Raw genomic sequence first — 24,581 nt, forward strand, 5'->3', positions numbered from 1 at the left:
TGCCGTGTGCCATGCCGCGTGGGGGGTGCGGGTTTGCGCGACGCCGCGACCCCGGTTCAACCCCGCTGTAACCCCGCACCTGAAAAGGTGAGTTGCGCGAATCCCGCCTCCCGGAACCGCGCGGCGGTGATTCTCAGTATCTGAGAACATATTTCGTTCCCCTGATCACCTGTGCTTATGATCAGGACCCCGCTCACCAGCGGATTCGTACCACGCACCCGAGGGGCCCGGCCCGTTGGATGCCGCATGCCCGAGGTGTGAGCGCGAAACCGCGCGCTCGCGCCCGAGGTGTCGCGCCCGAGGTATGGGCACAGTTCACAGGCCGCATTCCGGCCTTTCCCGTCGGCGTATCCCGCCGCTGCGACCGCTCAATGTGTGACGCCCGCGCGTCCCTTGTGTCGTGCCCGCTGAACGCGTCCACTGAGCACTTTTCCCTGTCGTACCCGCCGTGCGGGCTCGGCATTCAGGTTTCCCGGGTGGCCCGGCCCGCTCGGAGCGGTGTCAAGAAGAGAAATGCGGAGTGATGACCCAGATCGCAGAAGCACCCGTCCCCGCTTATTCCGGCGAGCCCATGACGGGGGCCCAGTCCCTCGTGCGTTCGCTTGAAGAGGTGGGCGTCGACACCGCGTTCGGCATCCCGGGTGGAGCGATCACCCCGGCGTATGACGCCCTCATGGACTCCACCAGGGTGCGTCACATTCTGGCGCGGCACGAACAGGGCGCGGGCCATGCCGCGACCGGGTACGCGCAGGCCACCGGGAAGGTCGGGGTCTGCATGGCGACGAGCGGTCCGGGAGCGACCAATCTGGTCACTCCGATCGCCGACGCCTATATGGACTCGGTGCCCATCGTGGCCATCACCGGGCAGGTGACGAGTTCACTGATCGGCACGGACGCCTTCCAGGAAGCCGATATCTGCGGCATCACCATGCCCATCACCAAACACAGCTTCCTGGTCACGGACCCGGACGACATTCCCCGTGCGATATCCGAGGCCTTCCACATCGCCGCCACCGGCCGGCCCGGTCCCGTCCTGGTCGACATCACCAAGGACGCGCTGCAGAGGGAGACGGTCTTCCGGTGGCCGACGGGCCACCGGTTGCCCGGCTACCGGCCCGTCACCAAGCCGAACGGCAAGCAGATCCAGGAAGCGGCCAGGCTGATCGCCCAGGCCGAGCGGCCGGTGCTCTACGTCGGCGGTGGGGTGCTCAAGGCGCGGGCGACCGCCGAGTTGCAGGACCTGGCGGAACTCGCCCGGCTGCCCGTCACCACGACGCTCATGGGCATCGGCGCCTTCCCCGACAGCCACCCGCAACACCTCGGCATGCCCGGCATGCACGGCACGGTCGCCGCGGTGACGGCGCTGCAGAAGGCCGACCTGATCATCGCCCTGGGGGCCCGGTTCGACGACCGGGTCACCGGCAAGCTCGACGGCTTCGCCCCGCACGCCACGATCGTGCACGCCGACATCGACCCCGCGGAGATCGGCAAGAACCGATTCGCGGACGTTCCGATCGTCGGTGACGCCCGTGAGGTCCTGGCCGACCTCACCGCCGCCGTCCGCGACGTCCTTAAGAACGCGCAGGACCCCGGGAAGACCTGCGACTACGCGGCGTGGTGGGAACAGCTCGACCACTGGCGCGGCACCTACCCGCTGGGGTACGAACCGGCCCCGGAGGGCGGGCTCTCGCCCCAGCAGGTCATCCGGCGCATCGGTCAGCTGACCGACGACGACACGATCGTCGCGGCGGGCGTGGGCCAACACCAGATGTGGGCCTCGCAGTTCATCGCCTACGACAGGCCCCACACCTGGCTCAACTCCGGTGGCGCGGGCACGATGGGCTATGCCGTCCCCGCGGCGATGGGCGCCAAGGCGGGCAAGCCGGAAGCGGCGGTCTGGGCGATCGACGGCGACGGCTGCTTCCAGATGACCAACCAGGAACTGGCCACCTGCGCGCTCAACAACATCCCGATCAAAGTCGCGATCATCAACAACGGGGTCCTCGGCATGGTCCGCCAGTGGCAGACCCTGTTCTACGGTCAGCGGTACTCCAACACCGTGCTGCACACCGGTGCGACACCCGGCGGCGGGCCCGGCCGCGGCACGCGCGTGCCCGACTTCGTCAAGCTCGCCGACGCCATGGGCTGCCACGCGCTGCGCTGCGAATCCCCCGACCAGCTCGACGCGACGATCGAGAAGGCGATGTCCCTCAACGACGCCCCCGTCGTCATCGACTTCATCGTCCACGAGGACGCCATGGTCTGGCCGATGGTCGCCGCCGGCACCTCCAACGACGAGATCATGGCCGCGCGCGACGTCCGTCCCGACTTCGGTGACGACGAGGAGTAGGAACACCATGCCCAAGCACACCCTCTTCGTCCGCGTGCAGAACACCTCCGGTGCCCTCACCCGGATAGCCGGTCTCTTCTCCCGCCGGGGGTTCAACATCGACTCGCTGTCGGTGCGTCCCACCGACGACCCCGCCACCTCCCGGATGACGATCGTCGTCGATGTCGACGGGCGGCCACTGGACCAGGTCGTCCAGCAGCTCGACAAGCTGGTGAACGTCATCTCCATCCAAGAGCGGAGCGCATGACCGAGCGCTCGGACAGCTCCCGGGCGAGGCGGTCCAATCGGCAGCCACGAAGGTCGAGTTGAGGAAATCCACACCCGATGTCCCCCACCACGTCGACCCAGCCTCCGCCGGCGCTGGCCCGGCCGGACCACCACGCCCAGGTGGTACTGGGCGTTTCCGCGAGTGAACTGTCCAGTTGCCGCTTCTTCGTCTCGCCGCTCCTCGAAGTGCTGGCGGCGGGCGAGGCCCTGTGCGGTCCGCACCCGGCCCCGCACGGCCGGCCCCGGCGCGGACCACGGCCCGGAAACCGGCCCGCGCGCCCCTTCCCCCAGGGTGAAGTACGGCACCGGACGCGGGTGGCGGCCGGGCGGTTGCTCAGCGGGGAGCGGCCGGCGAACGGCCGTCAGGAGGCCGACTTCGCGGCCCTCGGGCCCCTGGAGGAGCCGGTGCGGGCGTTCTTTCTCGACTGCCTCGCCGACGACTGGCCCCGCATCAGGGCCGCGCTGGAGGCCGATGTCGCCCTGCGCGCCCACGACCTGGCGGCCTTCGGCGTCCGCCAGGTCGTCGACGACCTGCCCGGCCTCACCGTGCACGAAATGCGGGACGCGCCCGGAGCCGCCGGGCGCGGGCTGATCCTGGTGCCCTCGGTCTTCCAGCGGACGCGGGTGCTGCTGGCGGACGAGCGGGGGACGGTCGTCACCTACCCGGCGTCCGGACACCACCGGCTCTGGGACGACAGCGACGCGGTGGCCCCCGTACGGCTCGCCGCGCTGCTCGGCCGCGGTCGCGCGGCGGCACTCCTCAACATCGGCGCGGGCTGCGGCACCACCGAACTGGCCGACCGGCTGGGCGTCAGCGCGGGCACCGCCTCCGTGCACGTCACCGCCCTGCGCAACGGTGGCCTGGTCGCGACCCGGCGCGTCGGCAAAGCGGTCAACCATGTGCTGACGCCCGTGGGCTGGGCACTCATCACGGCACAGATCACCGCGGAGCCGGTCGTGCTCCCGCGCGCGTTCTGACGCGGACGGCGCGTGTTCTGACACGGACGCGTCCGCCCCGGGATCCGAAGGGCGGACGCGTCCGGCTCGTGCGGGCGGCGGGTCAGCCGTTGATCAGGTGGTCGGTGCCGGGAACCAGGTGCTCCTGGTGGGGCGCCATGTCGTCCACGTTCACCGTCTTGATGATCCAGCGGCTCTGCAACGCCTCGGGGTCGCCGACGTGGACGACCTCCTTGGCGTGGATCGTGTGGTTGTTGTACGTGATCACGAAGTCACCGGGCTCGACGAAGACCCGCCGCTTGAGGGAGTGCAGGGTCTCGGCGACCTTGGGGACGATGGCCTTGGCGGCTTCCGTGACCCCCACCGTCCGGTTCTCGAAGAACCGCAGGTCCTCCGGGCCCCGGCCACCGATGATGGGGTGCATGTCCGCCTCACCGAGCTGGACGCGTCCACCGCCCATGGTGCTGAGGTCGTCGAAGGGGGTGTAGAACTCGCTGGAGCGCAACAGTGTCAGCTCCTCCTCGGTGAAGGAGGCGATGACGTCGATGTTCCGGACGAACGAGGTGTACACCTCGTTCACCGGGTTGCTGCGCATGCCGACCATGTACACCTGATCGGGCCGTACGAAGTGGTTGGCGAGGTCCTTGTGGAAGTGGATCTGCTGGAGCGCCTTCTGCGACTGGCTGCTCTGCAGATGCCGCTGGGGGTAGATGTCCTGGAACACATCGCCGTCGTTGACGTTGACGTACCCGATGGCCGGGGTGTTCGCGAGCTGGGCGAACAGCGCGAGGAACCCCTCGGCGACGAACGTCTTCTTCAGCTCGTACTTGGAACGCACCGGCTGGTCGAAGTCGAATACCGGTACGTCGCGGTCGTGCGGGACGTTCTTCAGGACCACTACGGGCTCGGCGGCACGGTCGCGGGTCGCCAGTGAGTCGACATAAGCACGGAAACGCTCCGGGACCGCCCCGTCGGCGATCAGCCGCCCCACCTGGAAGCGGTGCGCCTCGTAAAGGCGGTAGGGGTTGGCGGTGACGCTGTCGAGCGACGACTCCAGGGCTTCGCGCTCCGCATCCGTGAACACGAACTCCGGAGCGATGGCCCAGTCGGCCCCGATGGCAGCTTCAACGGTCATTAACGCTCCCTGTGCAATTCCCTCACCGTGACGGAGAGGATGTATTCGTCCGAGGCAGGGCCGGATTGACGAATCGGCGCTGCGCCAGGGCAGTCAACGCTCGCCATTTCGCCGTGTCCATGTATTTGAGCCAGAGCCAAAAACAACACAGCGGATTCCGGTGGAGTGGCGGGGAATCACCGGAATGACCGGTTTTTGTCTTCGGGGGAAGGCCCGGGTGCCTCGCCGGACGGCGGTTCGATGTGATCCGAGCCACCAACGATTGATCTTCGGAGTCGGCGACTGCTAGCGTCGGAAGCCGGCGAGCCGAAAATAGCTCGCACGTCGGGGGCACACAAGGCCATCAGCCGGAAAGCCGCCCCGCATCTTCCCTCATCGCCGTGGCGCGGAACAGCGACAATTCTCGATTCAGCCGCCCGGTATCTGCATTTTTTGCGTACGCCGTCGATTTCCTGGTCAACGGCCGGCCGCAGGCCTCAGAGAAGATCGGCACCCCATGTCGCTGACCGCAAGTCGACCGAAGATGATGACGCGCACCCACGGTGTCGTGGCCACCGCGTACCTGAGCCTTTTCATGGTCTCCGCGGACAACTCCATCATCAATACGGCGGTACCGAGAATTTCGGCGTCATTGGGCGCGGGCACGCCGGACGTGCAGTTCGCGATCGACGCCTACATGCTGGTCTTCGCCTCGTCGCTGATCATCGCGGGCAGTGTCGTCGACCGCGTGGGCGCGCGCCGTTCCTACGCCGCGGGCATCACCGTGTTCACGGCCGCCTCGGTCCTCGGCGCGTGCGTGCCGTCGGTGCCCGCGCTGGTGCTGTCGCGCGCGGGGATGGGCATCGGCGCGGCGTTCATCGTGCCGAGCATCTTCAAACTGTTCGCCCAGGAACTGACCGATGGCGGCAGACGACGGGTGCTGGCGCTGTGGCCGGCCGTCGTCGGTCTCGGCGTGGCCGTCGGCCCGGTGCTCGGCGGCCTGCTGCTGACCCGGTTCCGGTACGGATCGATCTTCCTGATCAATGTGCCGGTCGGGGTGATCGCCCTGGTCGGCACCGCCACCCTCGTGCGGCGCCGGGCACCGGAGCCCGCCACGAGGCGCCCCGACCCCGTCGGAGCGGTGCTGCTGCTGATCGGTGTCGCGGTGTTCGCCTCGGCGATCATCTTCGCCGTCGACGACCGCCTCCCCGGCTGGCTGCGGTTCGGCCTCGGCGCCGTCGGCCTGCTGACGCTGATCGGATACACCGTCCACGAACGGCGCACCGACCGGCCGCTGTTCGACCTCGGCTACTTCCGGGCCCGGACGTTCACCGGCGCCGTCGTGGCCATGTCCGGACTGTTCTTCGCCCTGTTCGGCACGGTGTTCCTGGCCGGCCAGTTCACCCAGTACGGCCTCGGCTGGAGCCCTTTGTGGGCCGGCGCCGGCCTGCTCCCGCTCGCGGTGGGGCTGACGGCCGCCTCGCTGTCCTGCGTCGCGGTCACCACGCGGATCGGGCCCAAGGCCACCGTGGCCATCGGCCTCGGCCTCGGCGCGCTCGGCTGCGCGCTCTGCGCCCTGGCCGCCGCGGACCTGCGCTATCCGCTGCTCGCCGCCGGGCTGCTGTGCTGCGGGCTCGGCATGGGGTTGTCCGTCGGACCCGCGCTGACCCTCATCGTCACCAGTCTGCGGCCGGCTGACGCGGGCGTCGGGTCCTCCGTCAACGCCATGTTCCAGCAGATCTTCGGCGCCGGAGGCGTCGCGGTGATGGGCCTGGTGTTCTCCGCGGGTTACGGGGCGCGCATCGAGTCGCGGCCCGGCCTGCCCTCTTCGGCCAGGTCGGTGAGCGAGGGCTACGACCTGCTCGCCCACGGGCCCGGACAGGCCCGGGCGTGGTTCGCCGACGGTGTCGGCTCCGGCCTGCTCACCGCTTGGATCACCGGCGCGGCGGTGGCGTCCGTCGCCATGCTCGCCGTCCTGGTGATCCTGCCCGCCACCACCAGTAACCCCGCCATTCCCCGTTCGCGAAAGGTCAACGCCTGATGACTTCGGAAACCGGCGGCACGCTGCATGCCGCGATCGCCGCGCACGCGGTCGACCGTCCCGAGAAGACCGCGTTGTCCCGTGGCGAACACCGGCTCAGCTACCGCGAACTCGCGGCGGCCGCGGACGCCTTGGCCGCGGAACTGCGCGAACTCGGCGTCGCGGCGGAGCACGTGGTGGTCATCGATCTGCCGGTCGGCTTCGACACCGTCGTCGCGATGGCCGCTGTCGGCCAGGTCGGCGCGGCCTTCACCCTGCTGGAACCGGACCTGCCGGACAGCCGCAAGCAGCTGATCATCGACGACTGCGGCCCGGCCGCGCTGATCACCGAGTCGGGACCGACGCGCGGCCCCCGCCCGGGGCCACCGCTGGACGAACGACTGCCCCGGCGCACCTCGCCCGCCGCGTACGTCGCCTACACCTCCGGGTCGACCGGCGTCCCCAAGGGCGCCGTCGTCGAACAGGCCGCCCTGGTCAACCACGTCGCGCGCACCATCGACTGGTACGGCCTGACCTCGGCCGACACCCGGCTGCTCTTCTCCTCGATCGCCTTCGACCTCGCGCTCGAACAGATCTGCACGTCCATGGTCGCCGGGTGTGAACTCGTCTTCCGCGACGAGGCGTTCGTGTACGGCGGGGCCGAGGACTTCCTGCACCACTGCCGTCGGCTCGGTATCACCGTGCTCAGCCTGCCGACGGGCGTGTTCAACAGGTTCGGCGCCGAACTGGCCGAGTCGGCCGGTCACACCACGCCGGGCCTGCGGCTGGTGATGGCCGGCGGCGAGGCGCCGACCCGGGCCGCGGTGGCCGCCTGGGCGGCCGTCGCACCGGAAGGCACCCGTGTGGTCAACGGCTACGGCCCCACCGAGACGGCCGTCGTCGTCTGCTACCGCGATCTGCTGCCCGGCGACGCCATCGCGATCGGGGCACCGATCGACGGCGTCCGGTTCCGTCTCGAGCCCCTCGGCGACGAGGGCGACGCGACCGGACTCGTCATCCAGGGCGTTGCGGTCGGCCGTGGCTACCTGGGTCGGGCGGCGTCGTCCTCGGCGTTCTGCCTGCTCGACGGAGAGTGGTCCTACCGCACCGGCGACGTGGCCACCGCGAACGACGACGGCGGCTACGACCTGCACGGCCGCTTCGACGCACAGGTCAAGGTGAACGGCGGTTTCCGGGTGGAACCCGGTGAGATCGTCTCCCGCCTGTTGTCCATCGACTTCGTCGTCGACGCGGTGGTCGTGCCGTTCGACAGCGCCGGTGGCCGGCTCCTCGCCGCCTACGTCCGGCTCGACAAGGGCCTCGCACCGCCGTCGGACCCCGAGGCGGCGATCGTGCGGCGACTCGCGGTCGCCCTGCCCGACTACATGGTGCCCTCGCGCGTCACCGTCCTCGACGCGTTCCCGCTGACCTCACGCGGCAAGGTCGACCGGGCGGTGCTGCTCGAACAGGCGAAGACCCAGCCCGGCACGGATGCCGGACAGGACGCCGACCCGGCGGACGTGACCGCGCAACTGCGGCTGGCCTGGCGCGAGGTCCTGGGCAGCCCGCCCCAGGACGCGTCGACGAGCTTCTTCGCCGCCGGCGGCAACTCGGTCAGGGCCATCGAGCTGATCACCAAGGTGCACGGCAGACTGAACGTGAACCTGCGTGCCGCCGAGCTGTACCGCACACCCCAATTCGACGCGCTGGCAAGGCTGCTGACCGACCGCCGGGACGGGATCCCGACCGCGCACCACACCACCGGAACCACCCTCGTGCGAATGCGACCGGCGGGAGAGGACCGGCTGTGGGTCTTCCTGCCGCCGCTGTCCGGCGCGGTCACCCGGTACGCGTCACTGTCCAGGCTGCTGCCCGCCGACGACACCGTGTGGGCCATGGAGACCCCGCCCGAGCTGTCCGGCAAGGGCATGGCGGCGCTCGCCGACGGACTCGCCGACGTCCTGCTGGCCAACGACGTCGACCGCTTCGGCACCATCTGCGTGTCCGGATTCTCGCTGGGCGGCGTGTTCGGCTACGAGGTCGCCCGCCGGTTGCACGACCGCTGCGGTGATGCGGTGCGGGCGCTGCTCATCGACCCGCCGGACCCTGGCGCCCACCGCGTCGGCGTGGAGGACGCCTTCGACATCTTCGTCCGCGTCGGCTGGTCGATCAAGGTCCCCGCCCAGCGGTTCGTCACCGAGCACGGCGGGTTCGACCTGGCCGCGGTCACCGAGGCGGCCAAGGACGCGGGCACCCTGGCGCGGGACGCCGGCCGGCAGGAGATCGAGGACGCCTGGGCGGTGTACGAATCCAACGCGCGCATCCTGGACGGCTTGCTGCTCAGCCCGCCCGACGGGCTGAAGGTGCGCATCCTGCAAGGCGACACCGGCGGCCGGATCGACTACGCCCGCCGCGGCCCGACCACCACCGGCACGGCCGACGGCCCCACGCCGTGGACGGGCGGCCACGCCATCGGCCAGTGGCGGGACATCCTGCCGGACGACGCCGTGGACAAGCTGCCGGTCGACCACTTCGCCCTGCTCGAATCACCCAACGACGAACTGGTCCGGGACTGGCTCGTCGCGCAGGCGAGGCGCTGACCGGGCCGCGCAAATCGGGGGACCTCTCCGGCGGTCACGGCGCCGGAGAGCTTCACCACCTCAACCCGCGAGGGCCTCCGCGACGCACGTGACGGCGCCCACGGCCGCGCCGTACCCGGGAATGGCGACCAACGGCCACGGAACGGGACGCGGGACGAGTACGCGTGCGTGAAAGGCGAAGTCGCGGTACTCGGGCATGCCTTCCGTGCCGGGCAGCACCATGAAGCCCGGCTGCACGACGCAGAACAGACACCAGTCCAGGACGACCAGGTCGAAGAGGGTGAGGGCGAGGAAGCAGACCGTGCCGAGGACGAACGGCGGCCAGAAGCCGACCGGGCCCTCCGCCCGCGCGCGCAGGTCGAGGACGCCGGCCACCGGCACCGCGACGAGCACCAACAGGTTCAGCAGCCCGGCCGCCGACCCGGTCCGGCGTCCGCGTGCGCTCTGCTGCCCGTACCGCTGTCGGATCGCGGGCGGGTAGTCCGGGAGCAGGGCGTCCCGGGCGATGTGGAGGGCCCCCACGACGACCGTGGTGAACAGCGCCACCAGCAGGAGCGCGTAGCCGACACTGACGGTTGCCAACTCGCTGGAGTCCATGGCGGACAGCATAAGCGAGTTAGGTATGGCTTGCCTAACTTATTGGTGTGCGGCGGCACTTAGGCCGTGTCCGACGGATCATGCTGCGGGGCCGAGGGGCTGGAGGTCGTAGAGGTAGGAGCGGTCGCCCTTGAAGCTGCGCCAGACGGTGGCCGGCGGTCCGGGTTCGTCAGCGCTGCTGTTAAGGGGATGGGTGGTGATGAGACCGTCAGCGATCTCGCAGTGCCAGCCATCGGCCGGCGACCAGACACACCACACATTTCCATCCGTTCGACGGTAGGCGGGACGGCCGTGTCGCTCACCGTCGTGTTCGAAGTGGTAGCGGAGCCCGTCGACATGGCGCACGAAGGTGAAAGATGAAAATGCCGTCATGCCTCCGGCACTGTATGGGGTGACGCTCCTGCCGGCTAAGGAGTTCTGGTCACGGCCAGGTATTGGGCGTGCCTCACAGGCAGAGCCAGAGCCGGATCGCGGCAACGGTGACGGTGCCGTGGAAGACGTAGGCCCGCTTGTCGTAACGGGTGGCGACGGCCCGCGCGTTCTTGAGCCGGTTGATTGTCCGCTCGACCTCGTTGCGGCGTTTGCAGATCTCGCTGTCGAAGCCGGTGGGGCGGCCGCCGTTGCTGCCGCGTCGTTTGCGGTTGGCCCGCTGGTCCTTCGGTTCGGGGATGGTGTGCTTGATCTGGCGTCTTCGCAGGTAGCGGCGGTTGCGGCGTGAGCTGTATGCCTTGTCGGCGCCGAGGTGGTCGGGCCGCGTTCGCGGGTGACCGCCCTGACCGCGGATGTCGGAGCCACAGCCAGGGTGTGCGGTAGCAGGAGGGCACAGTGGCCACGCGCCACGAGAACGCGGTTACGTTACCTCCGCATTGCCATCGCAGCCATCCTGATCATCTGGCCCTGCGCGTGATCGACCGGACGGTCCTAGTCGGGACAGCCTGCCACCAGGGCGGCGGGGGCGAAGGTCAGCGGTAGGGAGGCTGGGCCGGCGACTCCGATCGGCGGCAGCCAGGTGCTGGGACCCGCGATGCGGGGCAGGCCGCGCTGCGTGGCCAGGACTGCGAGGGCTTCGGCGAGTTCCATGCGGGCCAGGGCTGCGCCCAGGCAGTAGTGCGCCCCGCCGCCGAAGACGAGAAGTGGCGCCTCACCGCGCTGAGCGGTGATGTCGAAGACATCACCGTCGGTGAACACCCGCGGGTCGCGGTGGGCGGAGTGGGCACCGCCGTGGAGAATTGTTCCGGCAGGGATGCGGAGCCCCTTGTACTCGAAGTCTTCGGCGGCCATGCGGTGTACCACGGCCGGGGCCGCGGGGCACCAGCGCATGACCTCACGTACTGCTTGGTCCGCGAGTTCGGGGCGCTGCTGCAGCAGCTGCCACTGGTCGGGATGGCCGGCGAAGGCGGCGAGGGCGAGGCCGAGCTGGTGGCTGGTTGTGTGGTGCCCGGCGAGAAGCAGCAGGGCGATGAGGTTGCGCAGCTCGTCCCGGTTCAGGGCTTGTTCCCTGTGAGCGCGCAGCAGATCGCGGACCAGCCCGGTGCCGGGGTTCGTCGTTCGCCGGCTGATCAGGTCCTCTGTGTAGGACAGCAGACCGGCTGTGCCCTGCTCGACGCGGCCCAGCAGGCTGTTGTCGTAGGGCAGGGCGAGTACGAGACCTACCTCGTTGGTCCAGTGGCGGACCGTGTCGTTGTCTTCGTCCGGGATGCCGAGCAGCCGGCCCACGACCGCGATCGCCAGGGGATCGGCGAAGACGTTCATGAAGTCGCACGGCGCCTGGTGGGCGAACTTCTCGGCAAGCCGCTGCGCGGTCTCCCGGGCGAACAGGCGAAGCCCGGTGACGTTCCGGGGGGTGAAGGCCTGAGTGACCAGGCGGCGAATACGGCGGTGATCCTCACCGTTGCGGCTTTGCAGAATTCCCCGCAGAAAATCGTTGATCGGTCCGCTGACGACTCCGTTCAGCTCCGCCGGTGTCAGGAAGTCCGAGATCAGCCGGGGGTCGCGCAACAACTCTGTCGTCTCGTCGTAGCGCAGCACCAGCAGCCCGATGGGGGACCGGGCGGCCCAGTGCCGCTCCCGTGCCGCCGCGACCTCCTGCGAGTCCCACCTGAAATCGGGTGCTGTGACGTCCAGAAAGGGCAGGTCCGGCCAGGTGGACATGGTTTGTGTGGCTTCCAGCATTCTGTCGCTCCTTGGATTGCGGTCGCCGAAGCGGCTTATGGAGTTTTACGGGCTGTGATCTGAGCAGGGGCTTGTCGAGTTCCGGTCCTTCGGCGTGTGTCAGCCCGCACGGGCGCCGCCGTCCGCTCGGTTCCGGTTCGCTCTTCCGCCGGCAGGCTTGCTTCTCGCGGGTTACCACGAGGCAACGACCGCCGTCGGCAAGCCGGCGGCTCAGAGGGGTGCGGGGTTATCCATGGCCTTGACCCGTTGGGGGGGGGTGTTCCAGTCCAGTGACCTGTCCCGCCACGCTGTCCCGCCACGCCCGATTCTCCCCGGCCTACCACCCGGCCGGTCGGCGCATGGGGTGCATGAAGTCCATGCCCGAGGCGAAGGCCAAGGGCTCGCCGTGCTCCTTGTACCCATGGCCGCGGTAGAAGGACCGGGTCGACGCGTCGGTGGCCACCAGCGACGTTGTCAGGCCTGTCACGTCGGTGTGCTGATGCCGATGGCGCAGAAGGCGGGAGCCCAGACCCAGGCGTCGGCGGGCGGGTGAGACGGCGAGAATGGCCAGTTCCTCACAGCGTTCATCGGCGGCTCCGGCTGCGGCCAGGACACGCTCGAACTCCTGGAACCTCTCCGTGTGGCGGCCGCACACCGTACGCAGCTGTGCGGGGTCGATCGGAGGCGTCGCGGAGCCGGGGAGCCAGAGGGCCACAGCTTGGAGGTCGTCCGTGGTGTCCACGGTCCCGCAGGCCATGGCCCGGTGGAGCTGGAGGGCGAACCAAGCGGGGAAGACCTGACTGTGCTCGGCGTGATCGGGCACGAGCCATCGATGCACCGGCATGTGGGCGAAGGCACTGGTGATGAGCGTGGCGAGTACGGGCACCTCGCACGGTGTGGCGGGGCGTACGGTCGGGCGGAACGCTGCGGTTGCGAGATCGCGCGTTGCCGGCGCCCCCTGGAAGTCCGCGGCCCGGGGCTGCAGGCGGCGTTTCTCCAGCTCGGTGGTGCGCGGCTGCGGTTCCGGTTCGGTCAGAGACGCCTGAAGGAGGGAGGCGCCGTTGGGGACAAAGCGCGAGCAGATCTGAGCGTGGCTGTCCCAGTTGCGTTGCTGAGCTGACCGCAGGCGCTTGCAGGCCTCGGCCAAGCCGGGAGGCACCGGATGTTCTGACCGGTCCGTGCGGATGGCCCTGAGCTGCCGGCGCAGCTCGTGCAAGAGCTGGGTCATGGTGTGATGCTCGGCGTTGAGGGTGCCGGAGAAGCCCTCCGGCATGTACGGAGGCTCCATGGTGGGCCGAACCTCGGTGCCGTAGGCGCTTGCGGAGAAAGAGGCTGCGTAGGACATGGTGGCGGTTGCCGCATCGAACAGGATCGCGAGTTCGTCGACCAGCCGGGTCAGCCGGCTGCCGTCACCTGTCTTGAGAGCCCGCAGCGCGCCCTCCAATGTGGTGCACATCTGCACGAGCACCAGGTGGAAGAGCTGGTGTCCGCGTTTCCAGCGGCGAAGGGCCTCGTGCGATGTGGCCGGGCCGGGCGGCTCCCCGTCACTGTCCGGGTGCTCCCCGGCCCACGCGGAGAGGGTGTCCCGGTTGAGGAGGGCAAGACCGGAGCGCAGCCGGTCCTGCGCCGAAGGGTCGAGATCGGTGCGTGGGAGATCCTTGAGGACCTGGTTCTGCACCCGCAGGCAAGTCCTGGTCCATCCCAGAACGTTCGGCTGGGAGCGGACGATCGCGAAGTAGCGTTCGTAGTCGCCTTGGTCGGCGAGCCGTCCTCCGCCGGGGACCCTCGGATCCTTGGGGAGGAGGGCGGACTGTGGTTCTGGGGGTGTGTTCATACGGTCACCCGGCCCGGGCCGTGCTCCTCGACGAGCTGCTGCACGCGGTGATGGAGGTGGCCCAGGTACATCTCCGCTTCGGGTTTCAGCAAGACGCTGCGCAAGACCGTCACCTCGGGCCCCTCGGCCGGGATTGCAGGAAAGCGGGCGGCAAAGGCGGTCGCGCCGACCCGCAGGGTGCTCAGGTAGACGGGGTCTTCCGACTTCATGCCGCGGGTGAGGATGTCGGTGCTCGCCGTGCTGATTGCTGCCGTGCCAGCCTTCGGCGACGCGGGCTTCGGGAAGTACGTCACGATGTCGAGGTCGGGTTCCTGGAACAGTTCCAGGTGCTCCGAACCCTCGATCAGCCGTGCCCAGCCCAGTGCGGCGCGCCGGCCGCCGGCAAGGACGGCTCCGAGCCCTTTCCGGTTCAGCGGCAACACCTTTTGGGTCAGCCACAGGGCGGCCGCCGCGGCACCGGATCGGGAGCACTCCAGGCTGATTTCGCCGAGGTGGAGCGACTTCGAGCTGAAGTAGGTGTATGGCGAGTCGTGCCGGTAGAACCGCTCCACCGAAGGGTCGCTGAACAGCACCGCTCCACAACCGTAGGGCTGCAGGCCATGCTTGTGCGGGTCCACGACCAGTGAGTCGCACCCGGCCAGGGCGCGCCACGGTCGAGGGTCGACCAGGGGCGCACCAAGGTCGGCATCGTCCTGGGCCAGTAGTGTGAAGAAACCGCCGTAGGCGGCGTCGACGTGTACCCGCACCCCGTGTCGGCGGGCGAGGGGGAGGATCTCGTGCACTGGGTCGACCGCGCCCAGACCGGTGGTACCGACCGTAGCGACCACGGTGCCCACGTCACCGGTGTCCAGAAGCTCCGAGAGGGCTGATGGATCCATGCGGCCGTGCGCGTCGACCGCCACCGTGCGGGTGGGCAGGCCCAGGAGGTGGCACATGCGGGCGTGGGTGTAGTGCGCTTCAGTGCTCAGCGCCACACCCGCGCCGGGGTGGCTTTCCCGGGCGACGAACAGGGCTTCCAGGTTGGCGATGGTTCCGCTGCTGGTGAGGTGCCCGAGCGGAGCCTCCATACCGAACATGACCGCCAGCTGGTCGACGGCCTCGATCTCCAGCGCGGAGGTGGCGGGGCCGCCGTCCAGGGCGTGATTGTTGGAGTTGATCAGCATGCCCGCCAGGTAGCCGACGACGGCTGCTGGGTGAGGCGGTTTGAGCATCTGCCCGGCGTAGCGCGGGTGAAAGAAGGGATAGCTTTCGCGCAGTCGGGTGATGAGCGCGTCGAAGGCGCCCTGGAAAGTCGTGTCGTTCACGCCCATGGATGGATGGGCCACGAGTGGTCCGTGGGTTTTCGCCCAGTCCTGGATCTCCTCGGCTGCGCGAACCAGCCACCGGCTCACGTCCAATTCAACCTCCGGCCTTATGCCCCCGCGCATGCACGACACGGGGAGACGGTCGACGCTGCTCTGGCGGACGGCCTTGGCAGCGGCTCGCGCCTGTCGATGGGTAAACGTGCCGTCCGGTCGCCGACCGGAATCGCCGGTGTCGGCGGCGGGCCATACATTGCAGAGGTTTCTCCGACCGCCGCTCTGGCTTCTCCGTCGCCGTACAAGGCGAATGCGAAGAGGCCGTCGCGCCTTTCACGATGCGGCGCCGAAGGGCATGGGAGGCACCGGCGGGGGAGTGTGTTGAGTGTGCCCCGCGCTGATCGGGCAGACGCAGCGCGGGGCCTGCCCGACTTGTTGCGACGCAGGCGTTGAGGCGTCTGCCTGCGGCGCGGAACAAGTCAGTAGAGGGTCATCAGCATGTCGGTCGAGGCGGTGTCCTCAGAGGCGGTGGCAGAACACACCGGTTCGTTGTCGGTCGTCGTGCCGACGAATTTGCCGGTGTGCCCCGCGAAGGTACCGGAGGTGATGGTGAAGGGGATGTCCTGGGTCCCGGAGCCGTTGACCTTCTCCTCTTCCGTTTCTCCTTGCGTTCCCACGCTCGTGGTGTTGTCGGACCAGGTGATCCGGAGGCTGCCGGTGTGGTCGGTGGTTACACCCGTGCACTGGGCGTGCTCCGTGCCGTTGGCGGTGATGGAGGTCGGCCGCAGAGTGGTACCCAGGCCGACACACGCGTTGACGGACTGTGACCTGTAGGACCAGTTGATCAGCTGGCTGGTGGTGGTGATGGCGGGGTTGAACGACACCGTGCCGTGGACCTCGCAGGTGAGGATGACCACGGGGTCCGCGGCCACAGCCGGGGAGAGCCACAGACCGGTGCCGGCGGCCAGCGTCAGGAGGCTGGCGCCGACCGCAGTCAGGCGGGTGGAAAGACGCATCGGGAAACTCCCATCGATGAGAGGACGATGACGTGCAGACGCGGCAGTTCCGCCGAGATGAAAGGCGTTTGCTGCCGTTCCTGACTATGTTCCTCGGCCGCCGGTTCTTCAATGCTCTCGGCGGGTGTTAATGAAATCACCCCGCCTGGAAATGCCAGAAACCTGACATCTCTCCCAGCCGGAAGTCCCGGTTAATGCAACGGAATTACGAGGAGCGAGCGCCTGACCTTCCGCGTGCCAGCCTGGAGACGCGCCACGGTTCGAACGCCAGCCATTCATTCGATTTGTTCGATACGCTGGCCGCGCTCGGAAAATTCGACTGCCGGGCCAGTTATCTTAGCAGCAGCAGGAACGTTTGCTCGCTCTCCGTCATTTTTTTCGCCATTCCACAAGGGGGCTGGCGATCGCTGGGTTTGCATGACTGTTCCCCGTGTCGACCTCATGGCTCTGACGGTCGATCTCGGCACTCCCCGACGATCTTACCCGTGGAATTGGTGACGCCTCGGCTGCCCTTTGATTGGGCCGGCATCGCGGACCCATTTCGGTGGCCGGCGGCGTGCCCCCCGTTTCCTTTTTCGTGGCTCCGCAACGGGGCCCTCCGGCCTTCGGGCCCGGCGTGACTTCCCCCTTGTTGACGGTCGCCGCAATCCGACTCTGGCTCCGTGTCTGAATAAGTGGTCTGTCAGTGCGGCTCAGCCAGCGTGCTCGGCGGCGCGGGCTGCGGACATCTCCCGGATGACGTCCAGGGTGTTCTGTACGACCCGCCGGGTGCTGACGCGCATGCGCTCGGCCCCCTCATCGTCGTGCTCTGCCTCGGCCGCCTGGCCATGGAACAGGACCTCGCTGGCGAAGGTCAGGGTGAGACCGCCGGTTTTATCCTCCCCGATCTCGTTGTGGATCACCCACGTGGCTCGGTCGTCCCTGCGGTGGAAACTGACACGCTCTCCTGCCTGGAAGGTGACGTCCTCGCGGATCCGTTCACCGCGCACGACGACCTCTCGTAGCAAGCCGTCCTGCCTGCGCTCCAGCACGGTGCACTCGGACATTCCGGCAACGAACGGGACGGCGTTCTCCGCCTTGCTGCGAAGACCAGCCCACACCTCCTCACGGTCAAGCACGTACTGACCAGGCTGAGAGGAATCGTTGACGGCCTGAGTGACCTCGATGTGTATCACGACGGCTCCCATGATGTGGTGGTGTGATTCGACGCCAAGCCTCGTACCTCAAGCATGCTTGAGGTCAAGAAGTACTCGCGCTCAGGCCCTCACACCCTTCAGGAGTGGCTTGCTGATGGTTCACAACATCAGCCCCGAGCAGTTAGTCCCGGCATCGCACATGATCCGCCGGACACGCCCTAGTCGTGCAACGGCACTCGGGGGAACCCGTCACCGCGCCCGGGCGGCGAGCGTCCGGGCGTCGATGAACGAGGTGTGGGTGCCGGCGCTCGTGCAGGCGTGGGCTCCCGCGACGAGGGCGCGGCGTACGCAGTCCTCCGTCGGCAGTCCCGCCAGCATGCCGTGCAGGAAGCCCGCGGCGAAGGCGTCCCCGGCACCGTTGGTGTCGACCACCGGACCGTCCGACCGCACGGCCGGGAAGTGCCGGGGATGGGCGTCCCCGCGCTCGAGCACGTGGCAGCCGTCCGCTCCCGCCGTCGCCACGACGACGCGGGCCCTGCCCCTGGCCAGCACGGAGGCCATGACGTCGGCCGGGCCGCCCTGGATGCCCGCCGCGCTGAGGAACACCACATCGGAGCGGTGGGCGAACTCCGCGTGATACGGATTCTCCCCGTCCCAGGCGTGCAGATCGGTGGAGACCGGTACGCCGAGGGCCGCGATGTCGTCGTACAGGTGACGGGCGAAGCCCATGATCGAGAGGTGGACGTGCCGGCTGCGGCGCAGCAGGGGAAGGAAGAACTCCCTCGGCATGCGCAGCGTGTCGGGGTGACGGCCGTCGTAGAGGGACAGCCGGGCGCCGTCGTCGTCCACCAGATTGACGGCCCGCCGGGTGCCGTGTTCCGTGATGAGCGCGCTGAAGTCGAGACCCTCACGGGCGAGACGGCGGCGCACGAGATCGCCCTGTGGGTCTTCGCCGATGAAATCGGTGAACTTGGTGGCCAGGCCCAGCGCGTGGCAACCGAGGGCCACTCCGGTGCCGGTGTGCCCCGCGTAGTCGTGGATGGGCGCCACATTGAGCGAGTCCCGCGCGGGCAGGCGCAGATCCGGCACGCGCACGATCGTATCGACGCCCGCACCGCCGACCACCAGTACGTCGTAGGTCCCGCCGTCCGACGACCTCACCATGTGCCCCCTGGTGTCCGTGGCAGGCGTTCCATGATTCCGTCCCCGCCGACCGGTCATCGTACGGGCGATCAGCGCGGCTGGGTGTCGTAGGTTGGGCGGATGTCAATGCTGCCTGTGGTTCTGTTGCTGTCCGGAAGCCTGCGGACTGGTTCCTCCAACGAGTCCGTGCTGCGCACCGCGCGGGCCGTGGCCACCTCGCGGGTGCGCACCGTCATGTACGACGGCCTGGCGGCGCTCCCGCACTTCAACCCCGATGACGACGCCGATCCTCTGCCGGCCCCGGTGGCTCAGTTGCGCGCGGTGATCGACGAAGCGGCCGCTGTCCTGATCTGCGCACCGGAGTACGCGGGCACCTTGCCGGGTTCGTTCAAGAACCTGCTGGACTGGACGGTCGGCGGCACCGAGATCTGCGACAAGCCCGTGGCCTGGATCAACGCGGCCGCCCCCGGCCGCGGCCACGGCGCGGAGGCAACGCTGCGGACCGTGCTCGGCTACACCGGCGCCCACATCGTGGACGCGGCCTGCGCGAGGATTCCAGTGGACCACCGGATGGTCGACGCGGACGGCATCATCACCGATGAGGCGGTGCGCGAGCGGCTCGGCGAGGTGCTCGGCCTGCTGGTGTCTCCCCCCGGTGATCCGGCCGATGCGGCGACGGAGGGGGTACGGGCGCGCTAGGTGTGTTGCCCCGGGACGTTGTCGGCTCCAGAGCCGAGATGCGCTTGAGAGGTCCAACTCTGCGGCCACATGAGCCACGGGACGGCCGGAACGGATTCGTTCAACCAGTAGACGTCTGCCATGGCCGGTCAGCCGGGCATTTCGGTGGGACACGATGGCCTCCGACGTGTGGTGAAGATGCGACACCTTCACACGTCGGAGGCCATCGCCTCGATCAAGGACGCCCTGGGGCCAAGAAGATGGATAAGGTTGGATGAGGGCTGATGGCTGAGGAAGGTTCGATCGTGAAGGACCGCAACCAGTACCTGCGTGTCCGGTCCCGTAGCGCAGCTACCTTCGATCTTGATGCCAGGTTGCCTGGCCAGGTCTTCAAGGAGGACGTAGGCGACTCGCTGTTCTGCGAGTTCGACGCAGTCCTCACCCCGGAATTCTGGCCGGCACTCCGCACGATGGCGCGGTGGCATGGTGACCCTTGCGTCGAACTGCTGGTTCTTGAGCCGGAATGCGATGCGTTCTACTTCCCGGAGTATCGGATGTACCCGGCGATATCGCTGTCCGTCGATGCCGGTGCGGATGACTACTGGGCGGCGATCGGTCATGAGCCTGACGGCGACACCATGGGGTCGGTCGCGATCTCGGCCAACGTCATCGCTGTGACCGGGCCCTCCGGGGCGTGGGGGTGCTGGGGCGAAAGGGATCCTGAAGTCGCAGTTTTCCGAGGTTTCCCGAACGCGGCTGCACGGCACGAATGGCGTGCGAAGTTCGGGCCCTTCCTGGAGGTGGCAGGTGCGTTGGAGTCGTATCTCCCGCTGACCTTCGCGGGGCGGACCGTCCCGGACAGGTACGCCGCGACCCTGACCGCCAGCTACGGGCGCCCAAGCGGTGGTCGAAGCCGAGCCTCTTCGCCGAGTGCGAGGCGAGCGAGTCTTTAGACCTGGCTGGCCTGCATTTCAGGGGGCGGGTGCTCAGTGATGGCTGAGCCCGTCGGTCAGTCGATGCCTTCGACGATGCGGAAGTCGCGCTCGACGCCGTCGGAGAGGACCACCAGCGCCTCCTGGTAAGCCTCGCTCTCGTATGCCGCGACGGCCTGTTCGAAGCTGTCGAACTCGATCAGAATGACGCGTTGTGTGTTTCCGGCCTCATGGGCGACGACTCGGCCGTCACGGGACAGGAGCCGCCCGCCCCCGGCTCGGACGGCCGGACCGGCCAGCTTGTCGTAGGCAGTCAGCTTCTCAGGGTCGGAAATGGTGCGGTAGACACTGACCCAGTAGCCCTTGGCCATGGAAACCTCCTGTGTTCGGCCGGACATGTCCGGCTTCGACTTGACGCTTGGATTGCTCGGTCCCGGCAACAGAACACCGGGCCCGGGTAGTGCTCATCGGCTGGTTTCGGTGGTGATGGGGAAGAAGTCGGCGAAGCGAGGCACCCCGGGCTCGTGCGGCAGGCGCGTGGCGCACGCGTGCATCGTGTCGACAGCGAGGATGAGCAGCCGTTCCCGCTCGGACGTCCAGCACTTGTCGGCGGGGTCGCCGTGCACCAGGGATGCCGACTGCTCGCGGATAAGCCCGACCCGTTCGGCGAACATCATCATGTGCACGCTCCACTCGTACTCGCAGCCGCACAGCACGCAGGTCCGGTCGATGACGATCTCGCGTTCCCTCATGGGCAGGGTCAGTCGTCGGCCCAGCTCATAGCGCCCCCATCCGTGCATGGCGCCGGCCTGGGGTACGGCGGTTCCAGCAGGGCTACTCGTGACATCGACGCTGCCCTGAGGGGAGCGCTTGGCCGATCTGTGCGGAGTGCGGCGGGCTGAGCGGTTCGATCCGCGTCATGCAGCCTCCCCCTTCGCCTGTTAGTGCTTCTGATTTCGAATCACTATGCTGCTTCGAGAAGCAAAGCGCAAGGAGAAGAGGGGAACATGGGAGGCGGAACACCGCGGCCCGGCGTACCGGTGCGGGGGTCCACGTCGGGACGCCCGGTCATGGCCGCACTCGATCTTCTGGGACGGCGCTGGACGCTGCGCATCCTGTGGGAGTTGAGTCAATCCCCGGGCGGTTTCCGGGAGTTGCAGCGCCGGTGTGAGCACATGTCCTCCAGCGTGCTCAGTGCCCGGCTCGGCGAACTGGCCGATACCCGCCTGCTCACCCTGCGCGAGGACGGATATCACCTCACCCAGCTCGGTGGGGAGCTCGTCGACGCCCTCCAACCGCTGTTCGGGTGGAGCCGGCGGTGGGCGGAGGAAGTGGACGCCGGTCCGGCACAGGGATCCCGGCACTGCGAAGAGTAGGCACGGCTTGCCCGTCACAATCGACCGCGCGTGTCTGCGCGACGGCCATTGAGCGCGGGGCGCTGGTCCTCCGAACCGTAACTACTCACACCCGGAGACGCCGACGTGTGGCCGTACGGACCCACAGTGCTTCGTATGCGGGCTAAACGTTGGTCCACTAGGAACCCGGTTGCGCGACCACCCTGGTCAGCCACCAAGCGACGATGAGCCCGCCCGGCAGGACGAGCAGCCCCGTGGTGAACATCAAGGTGACCGCCGGAGTGGTACGTGCGGCCACCTTGCGGCAGAGGGACAGTGCCAGCACGAAATAGAGGGCGAGAGGAATGATGAGGAGACCAAAGCCAGACCCATGGCGTCACACCTCTTCTAAGACACAGGAGTTGAGGTTGCACCGGGGGCTTCGATACGCGTTGGTTTCCCTGATGCCTTGCTCTGACATGAGCTTTCCCCCCATTTTGAACGCGTTCAGTTCAGGGGTAAATCATAGCTCTGGGTGTGCGGGGCGAGGGTCCAGTAGCCCAGGGCGCTATCCGCCAGCTCGTCGACCACGACAACGCCGGCCTGCTGGGCTGGCTGCCGGGAGGTTTCGGCGCGAGCATCACCGTGTACGTACTGGCCGTCGTCATCGGCGCGGCCATCGCCGGGCGGGCTCACGATGCCCGTAAGACGACTGTCGACTGACTCGGCGTGGACGGACCGGAGGCTGTTCGGAGGATGATGGCCGGAGTCACCAACGGATCGCTGCTGCGGTGACGGTGCCGCGGAAGCGTTGTTGCCGGATCGAACGCCAAAGCGCAGCGGGCGGTGACGGGAACACCGGCAGGTGATTGACGCGATCGCGTTCGAGTACCGCACCGGCACGCCGTGAATGGGCCTGCCCAAACGGTTCGGCTCATGGAAGTGCACCGGGCACTCCCTCGTCACCTCATGCGCCCCTGACTTGCCTCTCGTGCTGCGGCCAAGGAGACGTCAGACTGTCGCCCCTCGCCGCTGCCCGCTCTCGGAGAGCGGGCCGTACACGGCGTATCTCGGGGGAGGACCGGTGAAGGTCGGTTCCTGGAACGAATGGGATCCGCTGAAGCACGTCGTCGTCGGCCGGGCCGACGGCACCATGGTGCAGGCTCCCGAGCCGGCGGTTGTCCGGGACTGGCCCGAACACGGCTTTCCCCGCGGAACGCATGGACCATTGCCCGAGGAGATGACGGCGGCAGCCAACGAGCAGCTGGACGACTTCGCCCGCGTCCTCGAAGCACGCGGCATTCGAGTCGACCGGCCCCGGCCGTTGGACTTCAGTCAGCCGACCGCCACCCCTGAGTGGACGCAGCAGAGCATGTTCGGTGCCATGCCGGTCCGCGACGTCCTGGTGGTGATCGGGAACGAGCTGCTGGAGGCGACGATGTCGTTCCGCAGCCGCTGGTTCGAGTACCTGGCCCACCGGCCGTTGATCGAGTCCTGGTACCGCGCCGACCCGGACATGCGCTGGGAGGCCGCCCCCAAGCCCCGGCTGACCGAGGCGTCGTACCGGCCGGGCTTCTGGGAGGAGTTCGGCGCCCTGCCGTTCGAGGAGCAGATCGTGCGGGTCAGGGCCGGGGAGCTGGTGCTGACCGAGGCCGAGCCGCTCTTCGACGCCGCGGACATCGCCCGCTGCGGCAAGGACCTGTTCGTCCAGCGGTCCCTGGCGACGAACGCAGCGGGAATCCGCTGGCTCCGGCAGCACCTGCCGGAGCACCGCGTACATGGAGTGACGTTCGGGAACGCGCACCCCATGCACATCGACGCCACCTGGGTGCCACTCCGCCCCGGTCTCGTCCTGCACTGCGCCGAGCGGCCCGCCGAGGATGAACTGCTGCACCACCTCGAGATCAACGACTGGCAGGTCGTCCAGGCCGCCGTCCCCGGGCGCACGGACCCGCCGCCACTGTCCGCGTGCAGCCGCTGGCTGTCTATGAATGTGCTGGTCCTGGACCCCGGAACGGTCTGTGTGGAAGCGAGCGAGACCGCGGAGATGGAACAGCTCGACCAACTGGGCTTCGAGGTGGTCCCCGTACCGTTCTGGAACGTGGCCCCCTTCGGCGGCGGACTGCACTGCGCCACGCTCGACGTCCACCGCGAAGGCGTACTCGAGGACTATTTCCCCAGGCGGTCCGGCAGGTTCTGAGACCGAGGGTCAGTGTCCGTGGTGGTTGTCCTCGGTGATGCAGGTGGTGTCGCTCCATGCGGCGACGTTGGACAGCAGCCCGCTGCCCACCCTCTCGCCGCCCGGCCGGTCACGGTCGGCGTGGTCGTGCTTGGCCCGGCAGACCGACTTCACTCCCACGCCGCCGATGGGGGCTCCGCACTGATTGGCATGGCCCGTGCTGGTACTGCTGCCGAGCACCGACAGGACACTGCCCGCAATGCCCTCACCGCCCGCGCCCTTGCCCTCGTGGGCGTAGGCCGCACTGCCGCCTCCGCACACGGTGATCGCCGAAATGGCCAGTACGGCCAGGGCCCTGGCACCACGACTCATGGTGACCATCCCTTTCCCCAGAGAGTCCCCGAGTTGAACGAACCGCCCCGTGTGGTCCGCTTGCCCTAACTTCCGAAGATCAGAAAAGACACGCCTCCGCGCGAGCCGCCGCCCTGGCGGCAACGGTCACCGGACGTCACGCCTCCGCCCCCGTGACTCACCGATGAAGCCTGCAGGGGTGCCGGGGGAAGACCATCTGCGAGGGTGACGATGGTGTGGCGCCGGAGTGAAGGGCGTCCCGGCCGCCGTCGCGTCGGCTGTCACCAAATCCGGCATGGGTGAAGGACCCCGGTTGGTCGGGCCGGAGATCCTTCATCCTTTTCGGCACCCCTGGCATCAGTCCGGGCGCGATTGCTCCTTCGGCGTCACCACTGACGAGATCAGCAGGGTTTGATCGACCAAACGGGGGCCCAGTTCCCGTGCTCGTCGTGGGAATCCGGCCCGGCCGTCTCCGGCGAGCTCGGTGAGGAAGGCGAGGGTCGGTCCGAGAACGGCAGCCGAGGACGCTTCGGCCTCCTCGGCGTCGTAGCGGTCGGCGGTCGCGCGGGTCCACAGGTCACTGCTCGTCACGGGTGGCCACTTTGCCGGGTGCCGAGAGGCGCT

Annotated in this window: 22 protein-coding genes and 4 pseudogenes; 10 read left to right on the top strand and 16 right to left on the bottom strand. The window is 68.4% G+C overall.

What is annotated here, in order from left to right; all coding sequences use genetic code 11:
• The first annotated feature begins 523 nt into the window (after positions 1 to 523).
• The 3 genes and pseudogenes from ACZ6MA_RS19565 to ACZ6MA_RS19575 all read left to right on the top strand — a co-directional run bounded on the left by ACZ6MA_RS19565 (position 524) and on the right by ACZ6MA_RS19575 (position 3,595).
• Entirely contained in the window at positions 524 to 2,350 is a 1,827-nt protein-coding gene (locus ACZ6MA_RS19565; RefSeq protein WP_469435147.1) for an acetolactate synthase large subunit, read from the top strand.
• Between the two features lie 7 nt (positions 2,351 to 2,357).
• Positions 2,358 to 2,585, top strand: a pseudogene (gene ilvN, locus ACZ6MA_RS19570) (acetolactate synthase small subunit); the annotation flags it as partial.
• An 89-nt stretch (positions 2,586 to 2,674) separates the two neighbouring features.
• A complete protein-coding gene (locus tag ACZ6MA_RS19575; protein ID WP_469435148.1) occupies positions 2,675 to 3,595 on the top strand; it encodes an ArsR/SmtB family transcription factor in 921 nt (306 codons plus the stop codon).
• 82 nt (positions 3,596 to 3,677) lie between these two features.
• Here ACZ6MA_RS19575 and ACZ6MA_RS19580 read toward each other — a convergent pair whose 3' ends face one another.
• Positions 3,678 to 4,709, bottom strand: coding sequence for a hypothetical protein (locus ACZ6MA_RS19580; RefSeq protein ID WP_469435149.1), 1,032 nt, complete (start codon positions 4,707 to 4,709; stop codon positions 3,678 to 3,680).
• Between the two features lie 496 nt (positions 4,710 to 5,205).
• On the opposite strand from ACZ6MA_RS19580, the gene ACZ6MA_RS19585 reads away from it, so the two are divergent.
• Both ACZ6MA_RS19585 and ACZ6MA_RS19590 read left to right on the top strand, forming a co-directional pair.
• On the top strand, positions 5,206 to 6,729 hold the full coding sequence (locus tag ACZ6MA_RS19585; protein ID WP_469435150.1) for an MFS transporter: 1,524 nt from the start codon (positions 5,206 to 5,208) through the stop codon (positions 6,727 to 6,729).
• Positions 6,729 to 9,308 (top strand): AMP-binding protein, encoded by a 2,580-nt coding sequence (locus tag ACZ6MA_RS19590; RefSeq protein WP_469435151.1) that lies wholly within the window; start codon positions 6,729 to 6,731, stop codon positions 9,306 to 9,308. The genes ACZ6MA_RS19585 and ACZ6MA_RS19590 overlap by 1 nt, the downstream gene beginning before the upstream one ends.
• A gap of 60 nt (positions 9,309 to 9,368) precedes the next feature.
• Here the strand turns inward: ACZ6MA_RS19590 and ACZ6MA_RS19595 are convergent, their stop codons facing one another.
• The 9 genes and pseudogenes from ACZ6MA_RS19595 to ACZ6MA_RS19635 all read right to left on the bottom strand — a co-directional run bounded on the left by ACZ6MA_RS19595 (position 9,369) and on the right by ACZ6MA_RS19635 (position 18,504).
• Positions 9,369 to 9,905, bottom strand: coding sequence for a hypothetical protein (locus ACZ6MA_RS19595; RefSeq protein WP_469435152.1), 537 nt, complete (start codon positions 9,903 to 9,905; stop codon positions 9,369 to 9,371).
• Between the two features lie 78 nt (positions 9,906 to 9,983).
• Complete coding sequence (locus ACZ6MA_RS19600) at positions 9,984 to 10,277, bottom strand: hypothetical protein (protein ID WP_469435153.1); 294 nt, start codon at positions 10,275 to 10,277, stop codon at positions 9,984 to 9,986.
• 73 nt (positions 10,278 to 10,350) lie between these two features.
• A pseudogene (locus tag ACZ6MA_RS19605) lies at positions 10,351 to 10,686 on the bottom strand (transposase); the annotation flags it as partial.
• A gap of 140 nt (positions 10,687 to 10,826) precedes the next feature.
• A complete protein-coding gene (locus tag ACZ6MA_RS19610) occupies positions 10,827 to 12,077 on the bottom strand; it encodes a cytochrome P450 (RefSeq protein ID WP_469435154.1) in 1,251 nt (416 codons plus the stop codon).
• A gap of 316 nt (positions 12,078 to 12,393) precedes the next feature.
• Complete coding sequence (locus ACZ6MA_RS19615; protein WP_469435155.1) at positions 12,394 to 13,890, bottom strand: GNAT family N-acetyltransferase; 1,497 nt, start codon at positions 13,888 to 13,890, stop codon at positions 12,394 to 12,396.
• Positions 13,887 to 15,287 (bottom strand): pyridoxal phosphate-dependent decarboxylase family protein, encoded by a 1,401-nt coding sequence (locus ACZ6MA_RS19620; RefSeq protein WP_469435156.1) that lies wholly within the window; start codon positions 15,285 to 15,287, stop codon positions 13,887 to 13,889. The genes ACZ6MA_RS19615 and ACZ6MA_RS19620 overlap by 4 nt, the downstream gene beginning before the upstream one ends.
• A 380-nt stretch (positions 15,288 to 15,667) precedes the next feature.
• Complete coding sequence (locus tag ACZ6MA_RS19625; RefSeq protein WP_469435157.1) at positions 15,668 to 16,204, bottom strand: hypothetical protein; 537 nt, start codon at positions 16,202 to 16,204, stop codon at positions 15,668 to 15,670.
• Positions 16,205 to 16,896: 692 nt separating this feature from the next.
• A complete protein-coding gene (locus ACZ6MA_RS19630; RefSeq protein ID WP_469435158.1) occupies positions 16,897 to 17,391 on the bottom strand; it encodes an SRPBCC family protein in 495 nt (164 codons plus the stop codon).
• Positions 17,392 to 17,589: 198 nt separating this feature from the next.
• Positions 17,590 to 18,504 carry a carbohydrate kinase family protein gene (locus tag ACZ6MA_RS19635; RefSeq protein ID WP_469435159.1) on the bottom strand — a complete coding sequence of 305 codons (915 nt, stop codon included), beginning with the start codon at positions 18,502 to 18,504 and terminating at the stop codon, positions 17,590 to 17,592.
• Positions 18,505 to 18,603: 99 nt separating this feature from the next.
• Between ACZ6MA_RS19635 and ACZ6MA_RS19640 the strand changes: the two genes are divergently transcribed.
• On the top strand, positions 18,604 to 19,182 hold the full coding sequence (locus tag ACZ6MA_RS19640; RefSeq protein ID WP_469435160.1) for an NADPH-dependent FMN reductase: 579 nt from the start codon (positions 18,604 to 18,606) through the stop codon (positions 19,180 to 19,182).
• Positions 19,183 to 19,200: 18 nt separating this feature from the next.
• On the opposite strand, the pseudogene ACZ6MA_RS19645 reads toward ACZ6MA_RS19640, so the two are convergent.
• Positions 19,201 to 19,335: pseudogene (locus tag ACZ6MA_RS19645) on the bottom strand (IS481 family transposase); the annotation flags it as partial.
• A 110-nt stretch (positions 19,336 to 19,445) separates the two neighbouring features.
• Here ACZ6MA_RS19645 and ACZ6MA_RS19650 point away from each other — a divergent pair.
• A complete protein-coding gene (locus ACZ6MA_RS19650) occupies positions 19,446 to 20,114 on the top strand; it encodes a hypothetical protein (protein ID WP_469435161.1) in 669 nt (222 codons plus the stop codon).
• A gap of 56 nt (positions 20,115 to 20,170) precedes the next feature.
• Here the strand turns inward: ACZ6MA_RS19650 and ACZ6MA_RS19655 are convergent, their stop codons facing one another.
• On the bottom strand, positions 20,171 to 20,464 hold the full coding sequence (locus tag ACZ6MA_RS19655; protein WP_469435162.1) for a DUF1330 domain-containing protein: 294 nt from the start codon (positions 20,462 to 20,464) through the stop codon (positions 20,171 to 20,173).
• A gap of 93 nt (positions 20,465 to 20,557) precedes the next feature.
• The gene (locus ACZ6MA_RS19660; RefSeq protein ID WP_469435163.1) at positions 20,558 to 20,893 is read right to left on the bottom strand and encodes a carboxymuconolactone decarboxylase family protein; all 336 of its coding nucleotides are present in this window, start codon (positions 20,891 to 20,893) and stop codon (positions 20,558 to 20,560) included.
• Positions 20,894 to 21,163: 270 nt separating this feature from the next.
• On the opposite strand from ACZ6MA_RS19660, the gene ACZ6MA_RS19665 reads away from it, so the two are divergent.
• Positions 21,164 to 21,469 (top strand): winged helix-turn-helix transcriptional regulator, encoded by a 306-nt coding sequence (locus tag ACZ6MA_RS19665; protein WP_469435164.1) that lies wholly within the window; start codon positions 21,164 to 21,166, stop codon positions 21,467 to 21,469.
• Between the two features lie 157 nt (positions 21,470 to 21,626).
• Here ACZ6MA_RS19665 and ACZ6MA_RS19670 read toward each other — a convergent pair whose 3' ends face one another.
• Entirely contained in the window at positions 21,627 to 21,773 is a 147-nt protein-coding gene (locus tag ACZ6MA_RS19670) for a hypothetical protein (protein ID WP_469435165.1), read from the bottom strand.
• A 191-nt stretch (positions 21,774 to 21,964) separates the two neighbouring features.
• On the opposite strand from ACZ6MA_RS19670, the gene ACZ6MA_RS19675 reads away from it, so the two are divergent.
• Together ACZ6MA_RS19675 and ACZ6MA_RS19680 are read left to right on the top strand one after the other, a co-directional pair.
• Positions 21,965 to 22,150: a hypothetical protein gene (locus ACZ6MA_RS19675; protein ID WP_469435166.1), complete on the top strand. Its 186-nt coding sequence runs from the start codon at positions 21,965 to 21,967 to the stop codon at positions 22,148 to 22,150.
• Between the two features lie 361 nt (positions 22,151 to 22,511).
• Entirely contained in the window at positions 22,512 to 23,627 is a 1,116-nt protein-coding gene (locus ACZ6MA_RS19680; protein WP_469435167.1) for a serine/threonine protein kinase, read from the top strand.
• Between the two features lie 9 nt (positions 23,628 to 23,636).
• On the opposite strand, the gene ACZ6MA_RS19685 is transcribed toward ACZ6MA_RS19680, so the two are convergent.
• Positions 23,637 to 23,978, bottom strand: coding sequence for a hypothetical protein (locus tag ACZ6MA_RS19685; protein WP_469435168.1), 342 nt, complete (start codon positions 23,976 to 23,978; stop codon positions 23,637 to 23,639).
• 438 nt (positions 23,979 to 24,416) lie between these two features.
• A pseudogene (locus ACZ6MA_RS19690) lies at positions 24,417 to 24,548 on the bottom strand (SAM-dependent methyltransferase); the annotation flags it as partial.
• Positions 24,549 to 24,581: the final 33 nt, after the last annotated feature.

This window comes from Streptomyces sp. NPDC042259, from assembly GCF_055582085.1.

Excerpts from the sequence above, each read along its gene's own strand:
- ACZ6MA_RS19565 (WP_469435147.1), top strand. The coding sequence starts at position 524 with ATGACCCAGATCGCAGAAGCACCCGTCCCCGCTTATTCCGGCGAGCCC.
- ACZ6MA_RS19575 (WP_469435148.1), top strand. The coding sequence starts at position 2,675 with ATGTCCCCCACCACGTCGACCCAGCCTCCGCCGGCGCTGGCCCGGCCG.
- ACZ6MA_RS19580 (WP_469435149.1), bottom strand. The coding sequence starts at position 4,709 with ATGACCGTTGAAGCTGCCATCGGGGCCGACTGGGCCATCGCTCCGGAG.
- ACZ6MA_RS19585 (WP_469435150.1), top strand. The coding sequence starts at position 5,206 with ATGTCGCTGACCGCAAGTCGACCGAAGATGATGACGCGCACCCACGGT.
- ACZ6MA_RS19590 (WP_469435151.1), top strand. The coding sequence starts at position 6,729 with ATGACTTCGGAAACCGGCGGCACGCTGCATGCCGCGATCGCCGCGCAC.
- ACZ6MA_RS19595 (WP_469435152.1), bottom strand. The coding sequence starts at position 9,905 with ATGGACTCCAGCGAGTTGGCAACCGTCAGTGTCGGCTACGCGCTCCTG.
- ACZ6MA_RS19600 (WP_469435153.1), bottom strand. The coding sequence starts at position 10,277 with ATGACGGCATTTTCATCTTTCACCTTCGTGCGCCATGTCGACGGGCTC.
- ACZ6MA_RS19610 (WP_469435154.1), bottom strand. The coding sequence starts at position 12,077 with ATGCTGGAAGCCACACAAACCATGTCCACCTGGCCGGACCTGCCCTTT.
- ACZ6MA_RS19615 (WP_469435155.1), bottom strand. The coding sequence starts at position 13,890 with ATGAACACACCCCCAGAACCACAGTCCGCCCTCCTCCCCAAGGATCCG.
- ACZ6MA_RS19625 (WP_469435157.1), bottom strand. The coding sequence starts at position 16,204 with ATGCGTCTTTCCACCCGCCTGACTGCGGTCGGCGCCAGCCTCCTGACG.
- ACZ6MA_RS19630 (WP_469435158.1), bottom strand. The coding sequence starts at position 17,391 with ATGGGAGCCGTCGTGATACACATCGAGGTCACTCAGGCCGTCAACGAT.
- ACZ6MA_RS19635 (WP_469435159.1), bottom strand. The coding sequence starts at position 18,504 with ATGGTGAGGTCGTCGGACGGCGGGACCTACGACGTACTGGTGGTCGGC.
- ACZ6MA_RS19640 (WP_469435160.1), top strand. The coding sequence starts at position 18,604 with ATGTCAATGCTGCCTGTGGTTCTGTTGCTGTCCGGAAGCCTGCGGACT.
- ACZ6MA_RS19650 (WP_469435161.1), top strand. The coding sequence starts at position 19,446 with ATGGCTGAGGAAGGTTCGATCGTGAAGGACCGCAACCAGTACCTGCGT.
- ACZ6MA_RS19655 (WP_469435162.1), bottom strand. The coding sequence starts at position 20,464 with ATGGCCAAGGGCTACTGGGTCAGTGTCTACCGCACCATTTCCGACCCT.
- ACZ6MA_RS19660 (WP_469435163.1), bottom strand. The coding sequence starts at position 20,893 with ATGCACGGATGGGGGCGCTATGAGCTGGGCCGACGACTGACCCTGCCC.
- ACZ6MA_RS19665 (WP_469435164.1), top strand. The coding sequence starts at position 21,164 with ATGGCCGCACTCGATCTTCTGGGACGGCGCTGGACGCTGCGCATCCTG.
- ACZ6MA_RS19685 (WP_469435168.1), bottom strand. The coding sequence starts at position 23,978 with ATGAGTCGTGGTGCCAGGGCCCTGGCCGTACTGGCCATTTCGGCGATC.